Below are 23,351 nucleotides of genomic sequence, written 5' to 3'. Positions count from 1 at the left end.
CTGTTAATCCTACTTGTTGTCGGTCAAAGCAGGTTTGTTATCAATGTTCGTCAAAATGCCGCTGCTGTTAAAGGTCAGCGTCAGTGTTTGCTGGGTTACGCCTTCATGACCAGGTTGCTGACGGAACACATAAAACCAGGTGTTAGTGCCAAAAGGATCGGACATCATTGGTGTACCCAGAGCATAAGCAACCTGCTGTTGCGTCATACCCGTGCGCACTTTGGCGACATCGGTAGGTGTCAGATAATTTCCCTGGTTGATGTCAGGGCGGTAAACCACTCGCTCCAGAGTGGAACAGCCTGCAGTCAACATCAGTAGTACTGCTGCAGCAGCAGTCAGCGTTTTACAGCGCATAGTGATTTGATTCCTTTTCGGGCCCGAGCAGTACGCGGCTCATATGTAATATGCCGATGATAATAGACCTTTCACCACTTTAAAACCTTTTGCTGTCGGGTCGATCGGCGATTTTATGTTGAACTCAGACCTTAACAAGGTAAAAAAGTTTATGCCGCCAGCAGTTCTTTTGCATTTGCGAGGGTATTGCGCGTCACTTCGCTACCGCCAAGCAGGCGGGCTAATTCCTGCAGGCGAGCGCGTTTATCAAGCGGCTGCATGTGTGTCTCGGTCATCGCGCCATCCGTTTCTTTGCTGACGTAGAAGTGTTGATGACCACAGCCAGCAACCTGCGGCAAGTGAGTAACGCACATTACCTGAGTTGACTCGCCCAACTGACGCAGCATTTTTCCCACTACCGCAGCAGTCGGGCCGCTGATACCGACATCCACTTCATCGAAAATCAGCGCCGGTGTTTCCATTTTGCGTGCGGTAATAACCTGAATAGCCAGCGCAATGCGCGACAGTTCCCCACCTGAAGCCACTTTCGCAATCGGCTGCAACGGCTGGCCTGGGTTAGTGGTCACTTTAAACTCTACGCGATCGGCACCGTCTGCGCTCAAATGATGTTCCTCAAATTTCACATCAATGCAAAAGACACCGTGCGGCATTGAGAGAGTATGCATGCTCTCTGTAATCAGTTGTCCCAGCTCCTGAGCATAATGCTGGCGCTGTTTGTGCAGCATTTTTGCCGTTTCCAGAGCCTGCTGGTGGTGATTGTTCACCGCCAGGGTTAAGGTTTCGAGCGAGTCGGCCTGATCGTCTAACTGCTGTTGTTCATCCAGCAATGACTGATAGAACTGTGGCAGCGCTTCAGGGGCAACATGATGCTTGCGGGCCAATGAGATTTGTTTGGAAATACGCTGTTCAAGTTCGAACAAACGGTTAGGGTCCAAATCCAGACGATCGCAATAGTGGCGCAGCTCGTCGCTGGCTTCGCTGAGTTGGATCGTGGCCTCTTCCAGCATATCCAGGATACCGGAAAGTTTGCCGTCCATGCCTGCCAGTTCAGTGACCAGTTGCTTTGCAGTGTACAGCTGGCTTTGCAGGTTGATGTCTTCGCCATCCGCCAGGATAGCCAGCGCCTGTTGGCTGGTGGTGAGCAATTGCCCGCTGTTAGCCAGACGCTTGTACTCTTCATCAATTTGCTCAAATTCACCCGGCTGCGGGTTGAATTCGTTCAGTTCTTTTAACTGGTATTGTAACAGTTCCGCCCGGGCTGCGCGTTCCTGACTCTGTTGTTGATGATGCGCCAGGTCACGGCAGCTTTGGTGCCACAGCTGGTAGCGCGCAGCCATTTCCTGAGTCAGGGACGCTTCATTGGCGTAACCATCCAGCAGAGACTTTTGGTGTTCTGATTTTGTCAGGAGCTGATGCGCATGCTGACCGTGGATTTGAATAAGCAACTGGCCCAGCTCGCGCAGCTGTGACAACGGTACGGCAGTGCCGTTAATGAAGCCGCGTGAACGTCCATCGCTGCTGATAACACGACGCAGCAAACATTCACGGCCTTCCTCAAGCTGGTTTTCTTCCAGCCAGCGCAGAGCCGCGGGGGTGTCTTTTAAGGCGAATCGCGCGCAGAGGTCGGCTCGCGTAGCGCCTGCACGTACCATGTCGGCGTCTGCGCGTCCGCCCAGGCACAAACCGAGAGCATCAATGGCAATGGACTTACCCGCACCGGTTTCACCGGTAATAACGGTCATTCCGTTCTGGAAATCGATCTCAAGTTCACGAACGATAGCAAAATTGCTGATGGTCAGTTGTGCCAACATAGCTGTTTTCCTGTATGAAAAACCATAACTGTAATTACATACAGTATAAACTGGTTTTTTATACAGTAAAGAGGTTGGCGTTAAATTAGAATAATTTTTTTGACCAGCCTAGTTTAGTGCTTAATGTGTTGAAATAGCTGTAATCTTTTGGGTGTATCAGGTTCAGATGATAATCACAGCGGCGAATTAATACGTCTTCACCTTCCTGTATAGGCAGGGCGATCTGGCTGTCGCAACTGATTTCCAGATCGTTACGGCGATGAGAGAAGCGCAGGCGAATGGTGCTGCTACTGTTGATCACCAGCGGTCGTGCGGAAAGTGTATGCGGGAACATCGGGACCAGCGTAATAGCATCCAGCGAAGGCGTCAGGATCGGACCTCCGGCAGAGAGCGAATAGGCGGTAGAGCCGGTCGGTGTGGAAATAATCAAGCCGTCCGAACGCTGGGAGAAGGCAAAAATTTCATCGATATAGACTTCAAATTCAATCATGTGCGCCACTTTTCCGGGGTGCAACACAACTTCATTGATCGCAGTGCTAATACGCTTCTGGCAATCCTGTTGGCACACCTGGGCTTCAAGTAAAAAGCGCTTTTCGCTGATGTAGTGGCCTTCCAGCACGTCAGCTAACTGTTGTTGAGCATTGTCTGGGTCAAGGTCGGTCAGAAAACCGAGATTACCGCGGTTAATGCCAATAACCTTGATGTCATAACGTGCCAGGGTGCGTGCGGCGCCCAGCATATTGCCGTCGCCGCCGACTACCACGGCGAGGTCTGCCTGCTGGCCAATCTCTGCGAGCGTACCGGTTTTCACATTTTTCAGCTGCAGCTCGTGGGCGATTTGTTGCTCAACGATAACCTCATAACCTTTGGCGCACAGCCAACGGTAGAGCATTTCATGTGTGGTCAATGCAGTGGGGTGACGTGGATGCCCCACAATGCCAATACACTTGAAATGTTTGTTCATTTTCTCGAGGTCCTTGTAACGAAGATTAGTGACAATGTGAGTACTTCCCTTGAATCCCTGAATCTGATCCCCATAATAAGCCAAGTTAGCGAGATGAATGCGAAAAAAACGCGGAGAAATTCATGAGTAGTAAAGAACAGAAAACGCCTGAGGGGCAAGCCCCGGAAGAAATTATCATGGATCAGCACGAAGAAGTTGAGGCGGTTGAACCAGACGCTTCTGCTGAGCAGGTGGATCCGCGCGATGAAAAAATTGCGAATCTGGAAGCTCAGCTTGCTGAAGCCGAAACGCGCGAGCGCGACAGCGTGTTGCGTATCAAAGCGGAAATGGAAAACCTGCGTCGTCGTACCGAACTGGACGTAGAAAAAGCGCATAAGTTTGCACTGGAAAAATTCGTCAACGAACTGCTGCCGGTGCTGGATAGCCTGGACCGTGCGCTGGAAGTTGCGGACAAAGACAATGACGCTATGGCGGCTATGGTCGAAGGTATTGAGCTGACTCGTAAGTCAATGCTGGATGTTGTGGCGAAGTTTGGCGTACAGGTGGTTGCAGATATCGACGTGCCGATGGACCCGAACGTGCACCAGGCGATTGCAATGGTAGAGTCTGACGACGTTGCTGCCGGTAATGTGCTGATGGTTATGCAGAAAGGCTATACCCTGAACGGACGTACCATCCGTGCGGCGATGGTCTCTGTGGCGAAAGCCAAAGGCTAATCAGCCTCAGACCGGGTAATGCTGATGCGCTACCCGGTCTGGATTACTCTCACTGGTCCGATACGCTTTCCCGCAGCGGTTTGACGGGCAACACCTGCACCTGTTTAATCATATTATCCTGCACGTCGAGAATATCGATATCGTACTGCCCAATACGCACACGTGTGCCAGCAACCGGGATCTCTTCCAGCGCTTCAAGAATAATACCGTTCACGGTACGAGCGTCATCTTCCGGCAGGTGCCAGTTAAACGCCTTATTGATTTCACGAACGTTGGCGCTACCGTCAATGATCACCGAACCGTCATTCTGCGGCGTGACTTCTTCGGCAAGCGTCGGTGACATTGAGGTCGTGAAGTCACCAACAATCTCTTCCAGAATATCCTCGACCGTAACCAGTCCTTGAATATCGCCATATTCATTAACGACCAGGCCCACTTTCTTCTTATTGCGCTGAAATTTAATGAGCTGGGTGCTGAGTGGTGTGCCTTCCGGAACGTAATAAATTTCGTCGGCGGCGCGTAGCATGGTCTCTTTGGTGAACTCTTTTTTCTCGGCCATCAATCGCCAGGCTTCACGTACGCGCAGCATACTGATGGCATCGTCGAGCGAGTCGCGATACAGCACAATACGACCGTGCGGGGAGTGCGAAAGCTGACGCACGATTGATTTCCAGTCATCGTTAATATCAATGCCGATGATTTCATTACGCGGGATCATGATGTCATCGACGCTGACTTTTTCCAGGTCCAGCACTGACAACAGCATATCCTGGTTACGGCGTGAGATTTGCGAGCGCGATTCATTCACCAGCGTTCGCAGTTCATCTTTACTCAGCGAACCGCTCACTACGATATCCGTTTTGATGCCCATCATGCGCATCAGAAGCCGCGTAATGGTGTTGAGTAGCCATACTAACGGCATCATCAGAATCTGTAGCGGAGCCAGCAGGACGCTGCTCGGATAGGCAACTTTTTCCGGATATAGCGCGGCAATCGTCTTTGGCAGTACTTCGGCAAAAACCAGCACCACAAACGTCAGTACCCCGGTGGCAATGGCGACGCCAGCATCGCCATACAGGCGCATACCGACAATGGTGCCGAGTGCTGAGGCCAGGATATTCACCAGATTATTACCGATGAGCACCAGGCTTATCAGGCGATCCGGCTTGCGAAGTAACTTTTCAACGCGTTTTGCCTGGCGATTTCCCTGTTTGGCCCGATGGCGTAGGCGGTAGCGATTCAGGGTCATCATTCCGGTTTCAGAACCGGAAAAATAGGCGGAAATGACCACCATGATGAGGAGCGTGATAATGAGCGTGGTGGTGGAGATGTGTTCCACGTAGGGTTCCTTAAAGATTTAACTCACGAACTGCTGCAGGATACGGCTGCCGAAATAGGCCAGCGTCAGAATGCCAGCGCCTGCGACGTTAAACCATACGACGCGACGTCCGCGCCAACCTTCATGGTAATGCCCCCACAACAGAACGATATAGACAAACCATGCCACGATAGAGAGAACGGCTTTATCAATGTTCTCGGTACTGAACAGGTTATGCATGTAAAACAGGCCAGTGCACAGGGTGAGTGTCAGCAGAACCACGCCAATTTGGGTGATATGAAACATTTTCCGCTCAATACTCATCAGTGGCGGCATCTCATTGCTGAAGGCCAGTTTCTTGTTTTTCAGCTGGTAGTCAATCCACGCAAGTTGTAGCGCATAGAGTGCGGCGATAATCAGCGTGGCGTAAGCGAAAAGCGAAAGCCCGATATGGATCATCATGCCTGGCGTAGCTTCGAGATGAGTGATGAACTCGTTAGGCATAAACGTGGCGAAGGCCAGGTTTATCAGCGCAAAGGCGTAGACAATGGGCAGCAATAGCCAGCCACGATTGCGGGACGCGACGATGGTCATTACCGTACAGATCATCAGGCTTACCAGCGAGCCGACGTTCAACAGACTCAGGTTTTGTCCGCTTTCACCGCCGGGTAGGATACGCGCTTCCAGGGCGATAGCATGGCTTACCAGCGCAACGACCGCAGAGAGAATAGCCATACGCCGCCAGCCGCTGTTTTTTTGCAGCAGAGCGGGAATAATCAGCGCGAGGCTGACTGAGTAGGCGACAAGGGCGAGCAGAGCAAAAACGGGCATATAGGTGTCGACAGTTGGCCAGTGATAAAGAAAAGCAGTATAGCGTTACGTGACCGCTGCTCCAACCGTTGCATAACAACAAAGGCGGCTTCATGTTATACTGCGACAAATTTCTGTTGATGTGTCGCTGTCGCGACCGACCGTTTCCACCCCAGGCGAGAGACAATGTTTGATAATTTAACCGATCGTTTGTCGCGCACGCTGCGCAATATCAGTGGCCGTGGACGCCTTACTGAAGACAACGTTAAAGAGACGCTGCGCGAAGTGCGCATGGCGCTGCTGGAGGCTGACGTAGCGCTGCCGGTAGTGCGTGAGTTTATCAATCGCGTAAAAGAGAAAGCGGTTGGTCATGAAGTTAACAAAAGCCTGACGCCGGGTCAGGAGTTCGTCAAGATTGTCCGTAACGAACTGGTTGCGGCAATGGGCGAAGAAAACCAGACCCTGAATCTGGCTGCACAGCCGCCAGCCGTGGTGCTGATGGCGGGCCTGCAGGGTGCGGGTAAAACGACCAGCGTCGGTAAGTTGGGTAAATTCCTGCGCGAGAAGCACAAGAAGAAAGTGCTGGTAGTCTCTGCGGACGTTTATCGCCCGGCGGCGATCAAACAGCTGGAAACGCTGGCCGAGCAGGTCGGTGTTGACTTCTTCCCGTCGGATGTCGGCCAGAAGCCGGTCGATATCGTTAACGCCGCGCTGAAAGAAGCCAAACTCAAATTCTACGACGTGCTGCTGGTGGATACCGCCGGTCGTCTGCACGTTGACGAAGCCATGATGGACGAAATCAAACAGGTCCACGCTTCTATCAAGCCGGTAGAAACGCTGTTTGTGGTCGATGCCATGACCGGTCAGGATGCCGCAAATACCGCAAAAGCCTTTAACGAAGCGCTGCCGTTAACCGGCGTAGTGCTGACAAAAGTTGATGGTGATGCCCGTGGCGGTGCGGCGCTCTCTATTCGTCATATTACCGGTAAGCCGATTAAATTCCTCGGCGTCGGCGAGAAAACCGAAGCACTGGAGCCGTTCCATCCGGACAGGATTGCTTCGCGCATTCTCGGCATGGGTGACGTGCTGTCGCTGATCGAAGATATCGAAAGCAAGGTTGACCGTGCGCAGGCAGAAAAATTAGCCAGCAAGCTGAAAAAAGGCGATGGCTTCGATCTCAACGATTTCCTTGAACAGCTCAACCAGATGAAAAACATGGGCGGTATGGCAAGCCTGATGGGCAAGCTGCCGGGCATGGGTCAGATCCCTGACAATGTGAAATCGCAGATGGACGATAAAGTGCTGGTGCGTATGGAAGCCATCATCAACTCGATGACGATGAAAGAACGCGCTAAGCCGGAAATTATCAAAGGTTCCCGCAAACGCCGTATCGCTGCCGGTTGCGGTATGCAGGTACAAGACGTAAACCGCCTTCTGAAACAGTTCGACGACATGCAGCGCATGATGAAGAAAATGAAGAAGGGCGGAATGGCGAAGATGATGCGTGGTATGAAGGGGATGATGCCCCCAGGATTCCCAGGCCGCTAATCGGCCTGGCTTGTTTGCCATTTCGGCACCGGGGGTGTGCTCGCCATCCTCACGTACTGCGTGTACGCTCCGGTGGCTGCGCACACGCCGGCACCGAACTGACGGCACCGCCAACGGCCTTTTATAGCAGAGTTATCAACTGCTGATTGCATTTTCCCCAGAAATCAGTAAAATTTTCGGGCTTTTAATATGACACCCGGGCTCCGTTCCTCGATGGGGCCTGGGTGTTTTATTCACACAAGAGGATGTTATGGTTACTATTCGTTTAGCTCGTCACGGCGCTAAAAAGCGTCCGTTCTACCAGGTTGTTGTTACCGACAGCCGTAATGCACGCAACGGTCGCTTCATCGAGCGCGTTGGCTTCTTTAACCCAATCGCTAGCGAAAAAGAAGAAGGCACTCGCCTGGATCTGGATCGCATCGCTCACTGGGTTGGCCAGGGCGCGACTATTTCTGATCGCGTAGCTACGCTGATCAAAGCAGCAAACAAAGCAGCTTAATCTGTCACGGTGGTCATGATGAGCAAGCAACTCGCCGCACAGGCTCCTGTGGAACCCATCGTTTTGGGGAAAATGGGGTCTTCTTACGGTATCCGTGGTTGGCTCAGAGTGTTTTCTTCCACTGAAGACGCCGAAAGCATTTTTGACTATCAGCCCTGGTTTATCCAGAAGGCGGGTCAGTGGCAGCAAGTACAGCTGGAAAGCTGGAAGCACCACAATCAGGATCTGATCATCAAGCTGAAAGGCGTTGACGATCGTGATTCGGCGAATCTACTGACTAATTGCGAAATTGTCGTGGATTCCTCGCAGTTGCCAGCGCTGGAAGATGGTTCCTACTACTGGAAAGACCTTATGGGCTGCCAGGTAGTGACTACTGAAGGCTACGATCTCGGTAAAGTCGTCGATATGATGGAAACCGGTTCGAATGACGTCATCGTCATCAAAGCAAACCTGAAAGATGCGTTTGGTATCAAGGAACGTCTTGTGCCGTTCCTCGATGGGCAGGTTATCAAGAAAGTCGATCTCGCTACTCGTACTATCGAAGTAGATTGGGATCCTGGTTTTTAAACCACCGGATAAACGGTAAAAGTCGGCGTTATGGGGATTGGCTTGTGTTTATAGGTATCGTTAGCCTGTTTCCAGAAATGTTCCGCGCAATTACCGATTACGGGGTAACTGGCCGGGCAGTAAAAAATGGCCTGCTGAACATCCAGAGTTGGAGTCCTCGTGACTTTACTCATGACCGGCACCGTACCGTGGACGATCGTCCTTACGGCGGCGGACCGGGGATGTTAATGATGGTGCAACCTTTACGGGACGCCATTCATGCAGCAAAAGCTGCGGCTGGTGAAGGCGCAAAGGTGATTTATCTGTCACCTCAGGGACGCAAGCTTGATCAAGCGGGCGTTAGCGAACTGGCCACGAATCAAAAGCTGATTCTGGTATGTGGTCGCTATGAAGGAATAGATGAGCGCGTGATTCAAACCGAAATTGACGAAGAATGGTCAATCGGCGATTACGTACTCAGCGGTGGTGAGTTACCGGCAATGACGCTGATCGACTCCGTTTCCCGGTTTATTCCGGGAGTTCTGGGTCATGAAGCTTCGGCAATCGAAGATTCTTTTGCTGATGGGTTGCTGGATTGCCCGCACTATACCCGACCTGAAGTGTTAGAGCAGATGGAAGTACCGGCAGTGTTACTGTCGGGGAACCACGCTGAGATACGTCGCTGGCGTTTGAAGCAGTCGCTGGGCCGGACCTGGCTTAGAAGACCTGAACTTCTGGAAAACCTGGCTCTGACTGAAGAGCAAGCAAGGTTGCTGGCGGAGTTCAAAAAGGAACACGCACAACAGCAACATAAACATGATGGGCAGGCGTAAGCCCCCAATATCAGTTTACCCAGGATAAGAGATTAAATTATGAGCAACATTATTAAGCAACTTGAACAAGAACAGATGAAGCAGGACGTACCTTCCTTCCGTCCGGGTGATACCGTGGAAGTGAAAGTATGGGTTGTTGAAGGTTCCAAAAAACGTCTGCAGGCATTCGAGGGCGTGGTTATCGCTATTCGTAACCGCGGTCTGCACTCTGCATTCACTGTTCGTAAAATTTCCAACGGCGAAGGCGTTGAGCGTGTCTTCCAGACTCACTCTCCGGTAGTTGACAGCATTGCTGTTAAACGTCGTGGTGCTGTTCGTAAAGCTAAACTGTACTACCTGCGTGAGCGCACTGGTAAGTCTGCTCGTATCAAAGAGCGTCTTAACTAAGATTCGCGCAAGCGACATCCTGTTAGAAAAGGGCTGGCCGAAAGGCTGGCCCTTTTTTTATCCCGACGTTTACTCTTTTGTTCTTTATGGCAATGGAAGGACTGCGCGGTGCGCAGCCATTTGGGGGACGATTATGGTGTCGTGATCACGACCGCCACGCGGCGGTTTTCAGCGCGACCTTTTGATGTCTGGTTGCTGGCAATGGGATATTTCTTCCCGAGTCCCTGAGTAGTCAGGTTGGTGCGGGGAATATTAGCGCCCTGCGCCCAGGCATCGGCAACGACATTAGCGCGTTTGAGTGACAGAGCTTCGTTATAGCTGTCTTCACCGTAGTTATCAGTATGACCATCCAGGCGAGCATGATTTAGCCCGGTAGCTGCCAGTTTGGATGCCATTTCCTTGATCTGTTTTTCACTTTCAGGACGGAGTTTATAGTCATTTTTGTCAAACAGGATGGTGTCAGACAGGCCGAGAGACCAGTCTCCTGATGCTTCAGTAAATCCGTATGATTTCATGGCTGCAATTTGCTCTGGGGTAAATTTTCCCTGAGGTGCCTGACAGCCAGCCAGAATCAGTAAAAGCAGAAGAAACGGGGATAATAAACGTTTTAGCATGTGTGTAATTCCTTATTTTTTAATAATGCGTTCAGAACGCAAATGTTTAGCCTGATACATATTTTGATCGGCAAGTTCTTGTAATTTTTCGGCAGAGGCATGTTCCCACGTCAGCGCAAACCCAATGCTGAGCGTCATGCTTGCCAGATGACCATTATGCAGGTCAAAAGGTCGGTTAAACTCTTGTGACAGTGCCGCGCAGATCCGCTGAACCTCATATTCAGAATGAACGCTATACAGCACCATGGCGAACTCATCGCCGCCAAGTCTGTATGGGTAATGGCGACTCCCCCCAAACTCGGATAACCTTTTTGCGACTTCAATCAGGACCCGATCCCCCGCTGCGTGGCCCCAGGTATCATTAATAAATTTAAAATTGTCGCCATCAAGGAATAACAATGCCGAGCTGCTGTGGGCGGCATCATCATTCATTAGGGCATTTATGCTGCTGCGAAATGCGGCGCGATTTGCCAGACCCGTCAGAGGATCATGTAGTGCAGTACGCAACAGCTGAGCGTTTTTTGCCTGCAGTTTAAGTTGCCACTCCTCCATCTCGTCCAGCAGACTATTAAAGTCCAGGGCAAAGAGATGAAACTCTTCAATGCGTTCCTCTGATACACGCCGTGAAAAGTTACGGTTGGTACGAACATCATGTACCACCTCGGTAATGTTTTGCAGTGCATCCACAACGCCATTGTGTAAATAGCGAGTGAGCATTAATGCAATTCCGGATGCCAACAGAATGCACCCGGTAAGAACGGCCAGCGACAAATAGATGAAATGACTGATAACGCTATCGCGCGCAGTCAATCGTACTTCACCGATGACGTTGCCATTGTGCAAAATCGGCTGAGTGACCGGTTGTGGGAACAGCCAGTGGCTGATCATCCCGCTGATCTTTTCAGTGGTATCCTGCGCGTTATAGCGCCAGGTGGCGATCACCTTCTGGTTTTTATTACGAACTTCTGCAACGGAAAATTGCCCCTGCTGACCCAGTGCCGCCAGCGTTTCAGTTGCTGCAACACTATCAGAAAAGACTAATGCCGCTTCGAGCGTACGGGTCATGGTAGCGGCAGTCAGATCCAGATTCTTTTGCGCATACTGTCTTAATGCCAGCACGGAAGAAATGCTGAGCAGCAGCCAGATCAGCATCATGGTTACCAGAACGCTGATTATGCTGATACGCCGTAATGTTCGCTTAAACGTCGGGCGTGCTATGGGAGAATGGCCCTTATCCATGCTTATTATTCCGTGCAAGCATCAATACGTCTGGACTGACCCTTACGCCGCTGCGTGAAAGGGAATCCATATTTACGGAAAATCTCACATCTTCGTCTTTAATTATGAGGCAAAAGGCGCTGCCAATAACGCATTCGGGGTTCTGTTCAGCAATTAATAACAATGCCTTAGTCGGATATTTATTCTTTAATTCCACCTGATAAGTAGGGGATTCTTTTCCAAAATAAAAACCGTCACACTGCGAAACTAATATTTCTTGTTCCGTACGGATGATGACGGGAAGATAGGGTAATGCGCCTGCACTGGTATCTTTCAGGACACTGGAAAAACGCGATGAAGAGAAAATACACAGTTTTGGGGGCCCGGAAAGTGCAGGCCAGCGTGTATAACTGACGATGCCGGAAACCATAGCGCGTACCGATTTTGCTTCTTCCGTAACGCTTTGGGCATACAGCGGTAATCCGGTCAGGAGCAGTGCCAGTAGAAGTATGAGTCGGTAAGAATAGCTCATGAATAGTTACCTACCAGCGTTTGCTGTAAAACGTCGAAATACATTCAAGATTGTTTGCAACAAAATAACATTATTTTCCTAAGCCGTCATTATTCCTGGAATAATGCTATTGGTGATTTAAGTTAAATCTTAATGGTTTATAAAATATAAACCATTGTTTAATTTAACCTTATCGAGGCAGCGCCCTCGTTTGCCCCTTGCTGCCAGGCGCTGTGTAACTGGTCAACATTTTCGACAGTATCGCAACTGGGCGGAAAAGTTTTCCCGGTCAGGCCTCTGGCATAAACAAAATCCTGCTGGCAGGTTTTACGTTGCCCCTCGGCGTAACCCTTAAGGTATTCCGTACGATCGACGTCGGGGTCATTGTAGTTGTCGGCAAGCGTTTCATTATCTTTAACGGCATAACCCGAAATGGCATCTTGTATCCCGGCGTCGTACCAGTCGGTACCAGTCCAGGTAGGGGCATGGGTGTAGGGGTCTATCTGACATCCGCTAAGAAGTAATAGAAACAAGATGCTGATGAGTTGCTTCATTGCCTGTGCTCCTTCGTTTTTTTAAGCATAGTGGATCTGAAAACTCGGTGGTGTAAATTTAAATGTACATTCATAAGGGCTGTTTTTGCCTTAAAATAACACTATGTAAATTAAAATTTACGGATTGTGGATTGAAATCTTTACCTGTTGTGATATCGTTATTTCCTCCTCGCTGAGGATCAACTATCGCAAACGAGCTAAACAGGATCACCATCATGCAAAAAGACGCGCTGAACAACGTACATATTACCGACGAACAGGTTCTGATGACTCCGGAGCAGCTGAAAGCTGAATTTCCGCTGAGCCAGGAGCAAGAGGCGCAAATCGCCCAGTCGCGTAAAACCATCTCAGATATTATCTCCGGTCGCGATCCGCGCCTGCTGGTCGTATGTGGCCCATGCTCCATTCACGATCCTGAAATGGCGATTGAGTATGCTCGTCGATTTAAAGCCCTTGCCGCAGAGGTCAGCGATAGCCTCTACCTGGTGATGCGCGTCTATTTTGAAAAACCCCGTACCACTGTCGGCTGGAAAGGGTTAATTAACGATCCTCATATGGATGGCTCTTTTGATGTTGAAGCAGGTCTGAAAATTGCGCGTCAGCTGCTGCTTGAACTGGTAAATATGGGACTGCCGCTGGCAACTGAAGCGCTGGATCCAAATAGCCCGCAATACCTGGGTGATCTGTTTAGCTGGTCCGCAATCGGTGCCCGTACTACGGAATCGCAGACTCACCGTGAAATGGCTTCCGGTCTTTCGATGCCGGTTGGCTTTAAGAATGGTACCGACGGTAGCCTGGCGACCGCCATTAACGCCATGCGTGCGGCTGCGCAGTCGCACCGCTTTGTCGGTATTAACCAGGCCGGGCAGGTTGCACTGCTGCAAACACAGGGGAATCCGGACGGTCACGTGATTTTGCGCGGGGGTAAAGCGCCGAACTACAGCCCGGCAGATGTCGCCCAGTGCGAAAAAGAGATGGAGCAGGCGGGACTACGACCTTCTCTGATGGTAGATTGCAGTCATGGTAACTCCAATAAAGATTACCGCCGTCAGCCTGCCGTGGCTGAATCCGTGATTGCACAAATCAAAGATGGCAATCGCTCGATCATTGGCTTGATGATTGAAAGTAATATTCACGAAGGCAACCAGTCTTCCGAACAGCCGCGCAGCGAAATGAAATACGGCGTATCCGTAACTGACGCCTGCATTAGCTGGGAAATGACGGATGCGCTGCTGCGTGAAATTAGCCAGGATTTAAACGGCCAGCTGTCGGCGCGTGTAGCATAAGAGGTTGGTTATGGTTGCTGAATTGACCGCATTACGCGATCAAATTGATGAAGTCGACAAGGCGCTGCTGGATTTACTGGCACGCCGCCTGGAGCTGGTTGCCGAAGTTGGTGAAGTAAAAAGCCGCTTTGGGCTGCCGATCTACGTGCCGGAACGGGAAGCCTCTATGCTGGCCTCTCGTCGCGCGGAAGCGGAAGCCCTTGGCGTGCCGCCGGACCTGATTGAAGATGTGCTACGCCGCGTTATGCGTGAGTCCTACTCCAGTGAGAACGACAAAGGGTTTAAAACGCTTTGTCCTTCTCTGCGGCCGGTGGTGATTGTCGGCGGCGGCGGTCAGATGGGGCGTCTGTTCGAGAAAATGCTCACCCTGTCAGGTTACCAGGTGCGGATCCTGGAACAGCAGGACTGGGATCGCGCGCCGGAGATCGTCTCTGATGCCGGCATGGTGATCGTCAGCGTGCCGATCCACGTCACCGAGCAGGTGATCGCCAAACTACCGCGTCTGCCGTCTGACTGCATCCTGGTGGATCTGGCTTCGGTGAAAAATGGTCCTTTACAGGCGATGCTGGCTGCACATGATGGCCCGGTGGTGGGGTTACACCCAATGTTTGGTCCGGACAGCGGCAGTCTGGCCAAGCAGGTCGTCGTTTGGTGTGACGGACGTCAGCCGGAAGCTTATCAGTGGTTTCTGGAACAGATTCAGGTATGGGGTGCGCGACTGCATCGGATCAGCGCCGTTGAACATGACCAGAACATGGCGTTTATTCAGGCACTGCGTCACTTTGCGACCTTTGCTTACGGTCTGCATTTAGCGGAAGAGAACGTTCAACTGGAGCAGCTGCTGGCGCTCTCTTCGCCGATTTACCGCCTTGAACTGGCGATGGTTGGCCGTCTGTTTGCCCAGGATCCGCAGCTCTATGCTGATATTATTATGTCGTCTGAGAGCAACCTTGCGCTGATTAAACGCTACTACCAACGTTTTGGCGAGGCAATAGGTTTGCTGGAGCAGGGCGATAAGCAAGCGTTTATCGACAGCTTCCGTAAGGTGGAGCACTGGTTTGGCGATTATGCGAAACGCTTCCAGAGTGAAAGCCGTACTTTGTTACGCCAGGCGAATGACAGCCGTCCTTAATTAAGATGCCGGATGGCGGGTTTGCCTTATCCGGCCTTCAAAAATCGTATGAATCGTAGGCCGGATAAGCGTAGCGCCATCCGGCATTGTCAAACGTTAGCTCGGATCGACTGGCACCACGTTCTCACTTGGATAGCATCCCAGTACTTTCATCGAACGCGTAATCTCACCCAGCTCTTTCAATGCTTTTTGCATCTGGGGCGATTCCAGGTTGGCCTGGATATCAAGATAAAACATCTCTTCCCACGGATTGCCGTGAATCGGGCGTGACTCCAGTTTAGTCATAATCAGATTATGGTTACGCAGTACCAGCAGCGCCTCAACCAGCGCACCGGCCTGTTGTCCTGTTGCCATCAACAGGGTTGTTTTTGCCGGAACCTGATCGGAAACATTGATTGCTTTACGTGCCAGCACCACGAAGCGGGTGATGTTTTGCGACTGGTTAGCCTCAATATGCTCGAGAACCTGCAATCCATACAGTACGCCTCCGGCTTCGCTCCCCAGGGCCGCCACGCGCGGTGAGTTAGCCTGCGCAACTTTTTCCATCGCCGCAGAGGTGCTTTCAGTGTACTCAATCTTCCAGTGCGGGTAGCGATTCAGGAACTTGCTGCACTGCTGGAACGGCTGCGGATGGCTATATACCGTTTCAATGGTCTCAAGATCCGTCGTGCCAGACACCAGTACACAGTGGTCTATCGTAATGGTCATCTCGCCAACGATAGACAGGCTGGTGTGCTGCAGCAGGTCGTAAACGTCGTTAATCCCACCGGAGCTGGTGTTTTCAATCGGTACCACAGCATAGTCAGCCTGTCCGGTTTCGACCTGATTAAAGATATCGGCAAATTTTGCGCACCCGCTTTCAATAAATTGTTCAAAATGGCGGGCAGCGTATTGACGTGCTGCGAGGTGAGAATATGACCCTTTTGGCCCAAGGAAGGCCACGCGCGCGGAGTGTGGGTTAATTTTGTTCAGGTGCTGCTGGAGCAGAGCCTGTTGAGTCAGGACGGAATCTTCGATTATGAGCTGGAACAGGCGAGTAATGTAGTGAGCATCAAGATGATGTGCTTTGCCAAGCTGAATGAGTCGGTCCAAAAGGTCACGTTCACGGTCGATATCACGAACCGGACGATGCGAAAGCAGTTTGGCTTTACCAACTTCTACGGCCAGTCCACGTCGCTCAGCCAGCAGGGCCAGTAATTTTTCATCCAGCGTGCTGATCTTATCGCGCAGCGCCAGCAATGGGTTTTCCGATGTCATAGTGTTGCCTTTCTTGTTATCAATAAAAAAGGCCTCCCGTTGTGGGAGGCCTTATTGTTCGTCTTCGCATTCTTTATCACACGACGAAACGCCTCCCATTCAGGGGAAGGTAAAAAAGAATGCGAAGAAGAACGGGACAAGTTTCATGTAATTTTCCTTTGGCTACGTCAGTAAAGTACCCGTACTGTTTTCACCCTGTCAACAAAAAACGCGCCCGAAGGCGCGTTGGCGATACACTCAATGTAAGGGACTACTCTTCTTCTGCTTCGACGAAGTTGGCGTCTTTGACTGAAGTTGTTGCACGACGGGCTTCGCCTTTGTGCTGCACTTTATTGAGCTGCCGTTCCAGCTTGTTGATCAAATCGTTAATTGCGGTGTACATATCCTCGTGTTTTGCGCTGGCGACCAGATGTCCGTTCGGTGTATTGATGGTGGCATCAGCAATGAAACCCTGTGGCTCCTTAGACAGAATGATATGTGGATTAATCAGATGAGTTTGCCATTTTTCAAGTTTGGCGAGACGGTCTGCGACATGCTGGCGAATTGCCGGAGTAATTTCCATTTGTTTACTGGTAATGTTCATTGTCATAAATTTTACCTCTTGTCTTTCCCGTCTTGGTGATTCCAGCATACCGTTCCTAATGTCAAAATGTGTGATCTGAATCACATTATTTTGTCGCTTTTTGTCAAGAAAACCTTTTTGTGAGGCACCGCAGGAACAGGCGATTTTTTACTTGAGGAATACCTGAAAGCAGGCCATATTTGATGGGATGCGTCGGAGCTAAACCGCTTCAGTTGTGGCGTTAACGGATAAAAAAACGGCAGCCCTTGGGCTGCCGTTTTGCATTCTGAGGCAAATCAGGTATTGCTGCTGTTGGCAGCAATGATTTTCGCGACTTTTTCTGCCTGCGCATTCATCTGCATCTGGCGATAAGCGTTTTCCATCAACGGCAGGGCATTACGTGTTGCCTGGGTATCCGGGTAGTCGCGCAGCATGCCTTCCACACGGTTTACCACGGCAACCCATGCGCCGCGGGCAGTGTAGTATTCTGCAACGGAGTATTCATACTTCGCCAGGCGGTCTTTCAGGAACACCAGACGTTTGGTGGCGTCAGTGGTGTACTGGCTATTCGGATACCCACGCACCAGTTTGGAAAAGTCATTAAACGCAGCTCGGGCATGTTGCGGATCGCGATCGCTACGATCAACACCAAAGAATCCTTGCAGTGCGCTATCATCCAACGCCATATTGGTCAGGCCACGCATATACATGACATAATCAATGTTAGGGTGTGTCGGGTTAAGACGGATAAAACGATCGATGGCAGCCTGAGCAAGTGGCAGATCGGCGTTTTTGTAGTAGGCGTAGATGAGATCTAATTGCACCTGCTGAGAATACGGTCCAAATGGATAACGGTTATCCAACGCTTCCAATTGCGTTATTGCCTGTTTCCAGTTACCGTCCTGCAGCTTTTGCTGAGCAGTCGCGTAGATTTCATTTGGCGGATTATCGGGCACCTCTTCCTTTGAACCAGAGCAACCCGCCAAAAACAGGCTCAACGTGGCTGCTGCCACCAGATATTTCATGCGCGTCATGACGTTTTGACTTTCCTCAAAATGTAATACGGGAGATTCTCTGTTCCTGCTCCCGGTTAAGACCAGCTACAATAGCACACTATATTAAACGGCAAAGCCGTAAAACCCAACGTTAAACGAAGAAGCAGTTTATGGCACAACGAGTAGAACTCACCGCAACAGTCTCCGAAAATCAGCTCGGTCAACGCTTAGATCAGGCTTTGGCCGAATTGTTCCCTGATTATTCGCGATCGCGCATAAAAGAATGGATCCTCGACCAGCGCGTACTGGTAAATGACCAACTTTGCGATAAACCGAAAGAAAAAGTGTTGGGTGGAGAGCGTGTCTCCATCAATGCAGAAATTGATGAAGAGGTTCGTTTTGAACCTCAGGATATCCCACTGGATATCGTTTATGAAGATGACGATATTCTTGTCATTAACAAACCCCGTGACCTTGTAGTGCATCCGGGCGCCGGGAATCCTGATGGTACGGTATTGAATGCGTTACTGCATTACTACCCGCCAATCGCGGATGTTCCTCGTGCAGGTATCGTGCACCGTCTGGATAAAGACACGACCGGATTAATGGTGGTGGCAAAAACGGTTCCGGCGCAAACACGTTTGGTGGAGTCGTTGCAGCTGCGCGAAATTACCCGTGAGTACGAAGCCGTGGCAATTGGTCACATGACTGCTGGCGGAACCGTTGAGGAACCGATTAGCCGTCACCCGACCAAGCGTACGCACATGGCGGTACACCCAATGGGGAAACCGGCGGTAACGCACTATCGCATTATGGAACACTTCCGTGTGCACACGCGTCTGCGGTTGCGTCTGGAAACCGGACGTACGCACCAGATCCGCGTGCACATGGCACATATCACTCATCCGCTGGTGGGCGATCAGGTTTACGGCGGTCGTCCACGTCCACCGAAAGGCGCTTCTGACGAATTTATCTCCGTACTGCGTAAGTTCGACCGTCAAGCGCTGCACGCGACCATGCTGCGTTTGTATCACCCGATTTCCGGTATCGAAATGGAATGGCATGCGCCGATCCCACAAGATATGGTGCAGTTGATTGAAGTGATGCGCGCTGATTTCGAAGAACATAAGGATGATATTGCCTGGCTATGAGTAAGCTAATTGTCCCGCAGTGGCCGATACCGCAAGGTGTCGCGGCGTGTAGTTCTACCCGTATTGGCGGAGTTAGTATGCCGCCTTACGATTCGCTGAATCTGGGCGCCCATTGCGGCGATAACCCGGAACATGTTGAAGAGAACCGCAAACGACTGTTTGCTGCGGGCAATCTGCCGTCAAAGCCAGTCTGGCTGGAGCAGGTCCACGGTAAGGATGTCCTGAAACTGACCGGCGAGCCTTACGCCTGCAAACGCGCAGATGCGTCGTACAGCAACACGCCGGGTACCGTGTGTGCGGTGATGACCGCTGATTGTTTGCCGGTGTTGTTTTGCAACCGTGCCGGAACCGAAGTTGCTGCGGCCCATGCGGGTTGGCGCGGATTATGCGCCGGCGTGCTGGAAGAGACGGTGGCGTGTTTTGCCGACAAACCTGAAAACATTATTGCCTGGCTAGGCCCGGCGATAGGTCCAAACGCGTTTGAAGTTGGACCAGAAGTCCGCGAGGCGTTCATGACGAAAGATCCGCAAGCGGACCTCGCATTTGTACCGCGTGGCGACAAGTATCTGGCGGATATCTACCAGCTTGCGCGCCAGCGTCTGTCCAGTGTCGGGGTAGAGAACATCCACGGCGGCGACCGTTGCACCTTCAGCGAAAGTGAGACGTTCTTCTCTTATCGTCGCGACAATACCACGGGTCGTATGGCAAGTTTTATTTGGCTGATATAACCTAAAGAATCAAGACGATCCGGTACGTGTAATTTTCTTTTCACATAATTCAGGTCATTCACCTTGAATAATTGAGGGATGACCTCATTTAATCTCCAGTAGCAATTTTGACCTGTTATGGGAGGAGTTATGCGTCTGGATCGTCTTACTAATAAATTCCAGCTTGCTCTTGCCGATGCCCAGTCACTCGCATTGGGGCACGACAATCAATTCATCGAACCACTTCATCTAATGAGCGCCTTGCTGAATCAGGAAGGGGGATCGGTACGTCCTTTATTAACGTCTGCTGGCATTAATGCTGGCCAGTTACGTACAGCCATTGACCAGGCGTTGAGCCGTTTGCCACAGGTAGAAGGTACCGGTGGCGATGTGCAGCCTTCTCAGGAACTGGTGCGTGTACTGAATCTTTGCGACAAGCTGGCGCAAAAACGTGGGGACAACTTTATTTCGTCAGAACTGTTCGTTCTGGCGGCGCTTGAGTCACGCGGTACGCTGACCGACTTATTAAAATCAGCAGGCGCGACGACCGCCAATATCACTCAGGCAATTGAACAAATGCGTGGAGGTGAAAGCGTGAATGACCAGGGGGCTGAAGACCAACGTCAGGCCTTGAAAAAATATACCGTCGATCTGACCGAACGTGCCGAACAGGGCAAACTCGATCCGGTCATCGGCCGTGATGAAGAAATTCGCCGTACCATTCAGGTGCTGCAACGTCGTACTAAAAATAACCCGGTGTTAATCGGTGAACCCGGTGTCGGTAAAACCGCCATCGTTGAAGGGCTGGCCCAACGCATCATCAATGGTGAAGTGCCGGAAGGCTTAAAAGGCCGTCGTGTATTGGCGCTGGATATGGGCGCGCTGGTTGCTGGGGCCAAATATCGTGGTGAGTTCGAAGAACGTTTAAAAGGTGTGCTGAACGATCTCTCGAAACAGGAAGGCAACGTCATTCTGTTTATCGACGAATTGCATACCATGGTTGGGGCGGGTAAAGCCGATGGCGCAATGGACGCCGGGAACATGCTGAAACCAGCACTGGCTCGCGGGGAACTGCACTGCGTAGGCGCAACAACGCTTGATGAATATCGCCAGTACATCGAAAAAGATGCGGCGCTGGAACGTCGTTTCCAGAAAGTGTTTGTGGCTGAACCTTCAGTGGAAGACACCATCGCAATCTTGCGTGGCCTGAAAGAACGTTATGAACTGCACCATCATGTGCAGATTACTGACCCGGCGATTGTTGCGGCTGCTACGCTGTCTCATCGATATATTGCCGATCGTCAGTTGCCGGATAAAGCTATCGACCTTATTGACGAAGCGGCATCCAGCATTCGTATGCAGATTGACTCCAAGCCGGAGGAACTCGACAGACTCGACCGCCGTATTATCCAGCTCAAACTGGAACAGCAGGCATTAATGAAAGAGTCTGATGAGGCAAGTAAAAAACGTCTCGATATGCTCAACGAAGAGCTGGACGACAAAGAACGCCAGTATTCTGAGTTAGAGGAAGAGTGGAAAGCTGAAAAAGCTTCCCTCTCGGGAACGCAAACTATCAAGGCTGAGCTGGAGCAGGCAAAAATCGCCATCGAACAGGCGCGCCGCGTTGGCGACCTGGCGCGGATGTCTGAACTGCAGTACGGCAAAATTCCTGAACTGGAAAAACAACTGGAAGCAGCCACCCAGTCTGAAGGCAAAACCATGCGTCTGCTGCGTAATAAAGTTACGGATGCAGAAATTGCTGAGGTGCTGGCGCGCTGGACCGGGATCCCAGTTGCTCGCATGCTGGAAGGCGAACGAGAAAAACTGTTGCGTATGGAGCAGGAGCTGCACAGCCGCGTGATTGGTCAGAACGAAGCGGTGGAAGCCGTTTCTAACGCCATCCGTCGTAGCCGTGCGGGCTTGTCCGATCCGAATCGTCCGATTGGTTCATTCCTGTTCCTTGGTCCAACCGGTGTCGGTAAAACCGAACTGTGCAAAGCGCTGGCAAACTTTATGTTCGACAGTGACGATGCAATGGTGCGTATCGATATGTCCGAGTTTATGGAGAAACACTCGGTGTCTCGTCTGGTTGGGGCACCTCCGGGATATGTCGGTTATGAAGAGGGGGGTTACCTGACGGAAGCAGTACGTCGTCGTCCTTACTCTGTCATCTTGTTGGATGAAGTGGAGAAAGCACACCCGGATGTGTTCAACATTCTGCTGCAGGTGCTTGACGATGGTCGTTTGACTGACGGACAGGGGAGAACGGTCGACTTCCGTAATACGGTTGTCATCATGACCTCGAACCTGGGGTCCGATCTGATCCAGGAACGCTTCGGCGAGTTGGATTACGGTCACATGAAAGATATGGTGCTGGGCGTCGTGAGCCACAACTTCCGCCCGGAATTCATCAACCGTATAGATGAGGTTGTTGTATTCCATCCGCTGGGTGAGCAGCACATTGCTTCTATTGCTCAGATCCAGTTGCAGCGTCTGTACAAACGTCTGGAAGAGCGTGGCTATGAAATCCATATTTCTGACGAGGCGCTTAAACTGCTGAGCGCGAATGGTTACGATCCAGTGTATGGCGCGCGTCCATTGAAACGTGCTATCCAGCAGCAGATCGAAAACCCGCTGGCGCAGCAAATTCTGTCTGGTGAACTGATTCCAGGCAAAACGATTCGTCTGGAAGTGAATGACGATCGCATAGTGGCAGTGCAGTAAGTCACAAAACAACAATAAACGGGCCCTGCGGGGCTCGTTTTTGTTTAAAATCCAGGCAGAAATGGATGTGTTGATTGAAAAGTAATCGCTTGATAAGTTTTTTATATTTTTAACTTGTCAGCCTGAAATAACTCCCTATAATGCGCCTCCACTGACACGGAACAACGGATTACAAGCCGCCGGGTCAGCGGGGTTCCACTGAGAGCTCCGGCGAAGAAAGCGAAATTAAATGCTTGACTTCGTAGCGGGATGGCGTAATATGCACACCCCGCGCCGCTGAGAAAAAGCGAAGCGGCACTGCTCTTTAACAATTTATCAGACAATCTGTGTGGGCACTCGAAGATACGGATTCTTAACGTCGCAAGACGAAAAATGAATACCAAGTCTCAACGAGTGAACACGTAATTCATTACGAAGTTTAATTCATTGAGCATCAAACTTTTAAATTGAAGAGTTTGATCATGGCTCAGATTGAACGCTGGCGGCAGGCCTAACACATGCAAGTCGAACGGTAGCACAGAGGAGCTTGCTCCTTGGGTGACGAGTGGCGGACGGGTGAGTAATGTCTGGGAAACTGCCCGATGGAGGGGGATAACTACTGGAAACGGTAGCTAATACCGCATAACGTCGCAAGACCAAAGAGGGGGACCTTCGGGCCTCTTGCCATCGGATGTGCCCAGATGGGATTAGCTAGTAGGTGGGGTAACGGCTCACCTAGGCGACGATCCCTAGCTGGTCTGAGAGGATGACCAGCCACACTGGAACTGAGACACGGTCCAGACTCCTACGGGAGGCAGCAGTGGGGAATATTGCACAATGGGCGCAAGCCTGATGCAGCCATGCCGCGTGTATGA

Annotated in this window: 24 protein-coding genes, 1 rRNA gene and 1 other annotated feature; of the genes, 12 read left to right on the top strand and 13 right to left on the bottom strand. The window is 51.1% G+C overall.

All coding sequences use genetic code 11. From position 1 onward, the window contains the following. Positions 1-9 precede the first annotated feature (9 nt). The 3 genes from bamE to nadK form a co-directional block, all read right to left on the bottom strand. Positions 10-354, bottom strand: coding sequence for an outer membrane protein assembly factor BamE (gene bamE / locus OGX83_RS21960; protein ID WP_008785524.1), 345 nt, complete (start codon positions 352-354; stop codon positions 10-12). Between the two features lie 149 nt (positions 355-503). Continuing rightward, on the bottom strand, positions 504-2,165 hold the full coding sequence (gene recN, locus OGX83_RS21955) for a DNA repair protein RecN (RefSeq protein ID WP_008785523.1): 1,662 nt from the start codon (positions 2,163-2,165) through the stop codon (positions 504-506). An 85-nt stretch (positions 2,166-2,250) separates the two neighbouring features. Further along, a complete protein-coding gene (nadK, locus tag OGX83_RS21950; RefSeq protein WP_032944608.1) occupies positions 2,251-3,129 on the bottom strand; it encodes an NAD(+) kinase in 879 nt (292 codons plus the stop codon). 122 nt (positions 3,130-3,251) lie between these two features. Between nadK and grpE the strand changes: the two genes are divergently transcribed. Beyond that, positions 3,252-3,845 carry a nucleotide exchange factor GrpE gene (gene grpE / locus OGX83_RS21945; protein WP_003826408.1) on the top strand — a complete coding sequence of 198 codons (594 nt, stop codon included), beginning with the start codon at positions 3,252-3,254 and terminating at the stop codon, positions 3,843-3,845. A 49-nt stretch (positions 3,846-3,894) separates the two neighbouring features. Here grpE and OGX83_RS21940 read toward each other — a convergent pair whose 3' ends face one another. Continuing rightward, positions 3,895-5,184, bottom strand: a complete 1,290-nt coding sequence (locus OGX83_RS21940) for an HlyC/CorC family transporter (RefSeq protein WP_008785520.1) — start codon at positions 5,182-5,184, stop codon at positions 3,895-3,897. A gap of 18 nt (positions 5,185-5,202) precedes the next feature. Beyond that, positions 5,203-5,994, bottom strand: a complete 792-nt coding sequence (locus tag OGX83_RS21935) for a cytochrome C assembly family protein (RefSeq protein ID WP_003031224.1) — start codon at positions 5,992-5,994, stop codon at positions 5,203-5,205. 165 nt (positions 5,995-6,159) lie between these two features. Here OGX83_RS21935 and ffh point away from each other — a divergent pair, with 165 nt between their 5' ends. The 5 genes from ffh (at position 6,160) to rplS (ending at position 9,786) form a co-directional block, all read left to right on the top strand. Beyond that, positions 6,160-7,521: a signal recognition particle protein gene (gene ffh / locus OGX83_RS21930; RefSeq protein WP_003031226.1), complete on the top strand. Its 1,362-nt coding sequence runs from the start codon at positions 6,160-6,162 to the stop codon at positions 7,519-7,521. Between the two features lie 250 nt (positions 7,522-7,771). Further along, positions 7,772-8,020: a 30S ribosomal protein S16 gene (gene rpsP / locus OGX83_RS21925; RefSeq protein WP_003031228.1), complete on the top strand. Its 249-nt coding sequence runs from the start codon at positions 7,772-7,774 to the stop codon at positions 8,018-8,020. 18 nt (positions 8,021-8,038) lie between these two features. Then, a complete protein-coding gene (gene rimM / locus OGX83_RS21920; protein ID WP_003031230.1) occupies positions 8,039-8,587 on the top strand; it encodes a ribosome maturation factor RimM in 549 nt (182 codons plus the stop codon). A 44-nt stretch (positions 8,588-8,631) separates the two neighbouring features. Next, the gene (gene trmD, locus OGX83_RS21915) at positions 8,632-9,399 is read left to right on the top strand and encodes a tRNA (guanosine(37)-N1)-methyltransferase TrmD (protein ID WP_003031232.1); all 768 of its coding nucleotides are present in this window, start codon (positions 8,632-8,634) and stop codon (positions 9,397-9,399) included. Between the two features lie 39 nt (positions 9,400-9,438). After that, complete coding sequence (gene rplS / locus OGX83_RS21910) at positions 9,439-9,786, top strand: 50S ribosomal protein L19 (protein WP_002914145.1); 348 nt, start codon at positions 9,439-9,441, stop codon at positions 9,784-9,786. Between the two features lie 131 nt (positions 9,787-9,917). Here rplS and OGX83_RS21905 read toward each other — a convergent pair whose 3' ends face one another. The 4 genes from OGX83_RS21905 to OGX83_RS21890 form a co-directional block, all read right to left on the bottom strand. Continuing rightward, positions 9,918-10,400, bottom strand: coding sequence for an OmpA family protein (locus OGX83_RS21905; RefSeq protein ID WP_003826447.1), 483 nt, complete (start codon positions 10,398-10,400; stop codon positions 9,918-9,920). A 12-nt stretch (positions 10,401-10,412) separates the two neighbouring features. After that, positions 10,413-11,639 carry a diguanylate cyclase DgcN/YfiN gene (gene dgcN, locus OGX83_RS21900; protein ID WP_003826449.1) on the bottom strand — a complete coding sequence of 409 codons (1,227 nt, stop codon included), beginning with the start codon at positions 11,637-11,639 and terminating at the stop codon, positions 10,413-10,415. Continuing rightward, positions 11,632-12,150 carry a regulatory sequestration protein YfiR gene (gene yfiR, locus OGX83_RS21895; protein WP_003826451.1) on the bottom strand — a complete coding sequence of 173 codons (519 nt, stop codon included), beginning with the start codon at positions 12,148-12,150 and terminating at the stop codon, positions 11,632-11,634. Before yfiR ends, dgcN begins: the two co-directional genes overlap by 8 nt. Before the next feature lie 158 nt (positions 12,151-12,308). Further along, positions 12,309-12,683 carry a DUF2799 domain-containing protein gene (locus tag OGX83_RS21890; RefSeq protein WP_008785516.1) on the bottom strand — a complete coding sequence of 125 codons (375 nt, stop codon included), beginning with the start codon at positions 12,681-12,683 and terminating at the stop codon, positions 12,309-12,311. Positions 12,684-12,898: 215 nt separating this feature from the next. Here OGX83_RS21890 and aroF point away from each other — a divergent pair, with 215 nt between their 5' ends. Both aroF and tyrA read left to right on the top strand, forming a co-directional pair. Next, positions 12,899-13,969: a 3-deoxy-7-phosphoheptulonate synthase AroF gene (gene aroF / locus OGX83_RS21885; protein ID WP_003031241.1), complete on the top strand. Its 1,071-nt coding sequence runs from the start codon at positions 12,899-12,901 to the stop codon at positions 13,967-13,969. A 10-nt stretch (positions 13,970-13,979) separates the two neighbouring features. Next, the gene (tyrA, locus tag OGX83_RS21880) at positions 13,980-15,101 is read left to right on the top strand and encodes a bifunctional chorismate mutase/prephenate dehydrogenase (protein ID WP_003826456.1); all 1,122 of its coding nucleotides are present in this window, start codon (positions 13,980-13,982) and stop codon (positions 15,099-15,101) included. 96 nt (positions 15,102-15,197) lie between these two features. Here tyrA and pheA read toward each other — a convergent pair whose 3' ends face one another. The 4 genes from pheA to bamD form a co-directional block, all read right to left on the bottom strand. Further along, a complete protein-coding gene (gene pheA, locus OGX83_RS21875; protein ID WP_003826458.1) occupies positions 15,198-16,358 on the bottom strand; it encodes a bifunctional chorismate mutase/prephenate dehydratase in 1,161 nt (386 codons plus the stop codon). A 22-nt stretch (positions 16,359-16,380) separates the two neighbouring features. Continuing rightward, positions 16,381-16,506: a sequence feature (Phe leader region), on the bottom strand. Beyond that, the gene (pheL, locus tag OGX83_RS21870) at positions 16,458-16,505 is read right to left on the bottom strand and encodes a pheA operon leader peptide PheL (RefSeq protein WP_100250063.1); all 48 of its coding nucleotides are present in this window, start codon (positions 16,503-16,505) and stop codon (positions 16,458-16,460) included. It overlaps the preceding feature by 48 nt. Before the next feature lie 102 nt (positions 16,507-16,608). Next, the gene (gene raiA, locus OGX83_RS21865; RefSeq protein ID WP_003031244.1) at positions 16,609-16,947 is read right to left on the bottom strand and encodes a ribosome-associated translation inhibitor RaiA; all 339 of its coding nucleotides are present in this window, start codon (positions 16,945-16,947) and stop codon (positions 16,609-16,611) included. A gap of 269 nt (positions 16,948-17,216) precedes the next feature. Beyond that, positions 17,217-17,954, bottom strand: a complete 738-nt coding sequence (gene bamD, locus OGX83_RS21860; RefSeq protein ID WP_003826460.1) for an outer membrane protein assembly factor BamD — start codon at positions 17,952-17,954, stop codon at positions 17,217-17,219. A 131-nt stretch (positions 17,955-18,085) separates the two neighbouring features. On the opposite strand from bamD, the gene rluD reads away from it, so the two are divergent. The 4 genes from rluD to OGX83_RS21840 form a co-directional block, all read left to right on the top strand. After that, the gene (rluD, locus tag OGX83_RS21855; protein WP_003826464.1) at positions 18,086-19,066 is read left to right on the top strand and encodes a 23S rRNA pseudouridine(1911/1915/1917) synthase RluD; all 981 of its coding nucleotides are present in this window, start codon (positions 18,086-18,088) and stop codon (positions 19,064-19,066) included. Beyond that, positions 19,063-19,794, top strand: a complete 732-nt coding sequence (yfiH, locus tag OGX83_RS21850) for a purine nucleoside phosphorylase YfiH (protein ID WP_008785512.1) — start codon at positions 19,063-19,065, stop codon at positions 19,792-19,794. Before rluD ends, yfiH begins: the two co-directional genes overlap by 4 nt. Before the next feature lie 129 nt (positions 19,795-19,923). Continuing rightward, positions 19,924-22,497 carry an ATP-dependent chaperone ClpB gene (clpB, locus tag OGX83_RS21845; RefSeq protein ID WP_020996274.1) on the top strand — a complete coding sequence of 858 codons (2,574 nt, stop codon included), beginning with the start codon at positions 19,924-19,926 and terminating at the stop codon, positions 22,495-22,497. A 443-nt stretch (positions 22,498-22,940) separates the two neighbouring features. Beyond that, a 16S ribosomal RNA gene (locus OGX83_RS21840) occupies positions 22,941-23,351 on the top strand; the annotation flags it as partial.

Origin of the sequence: Citrobacter sp. Cpo074 (genome assembly GCF_030332745.1) — a bacterium.
GTDB classification, from domain to species: Bacteria; Pseudomonadota; Gammaproteobacteria; order Enterobacterales; family Enterobacteriaceae; genus Citrobacter; species Citrobacter portucalensis.
This window is presented reverse-complemented; position numbering and strand designations above follow the sequence as displayed.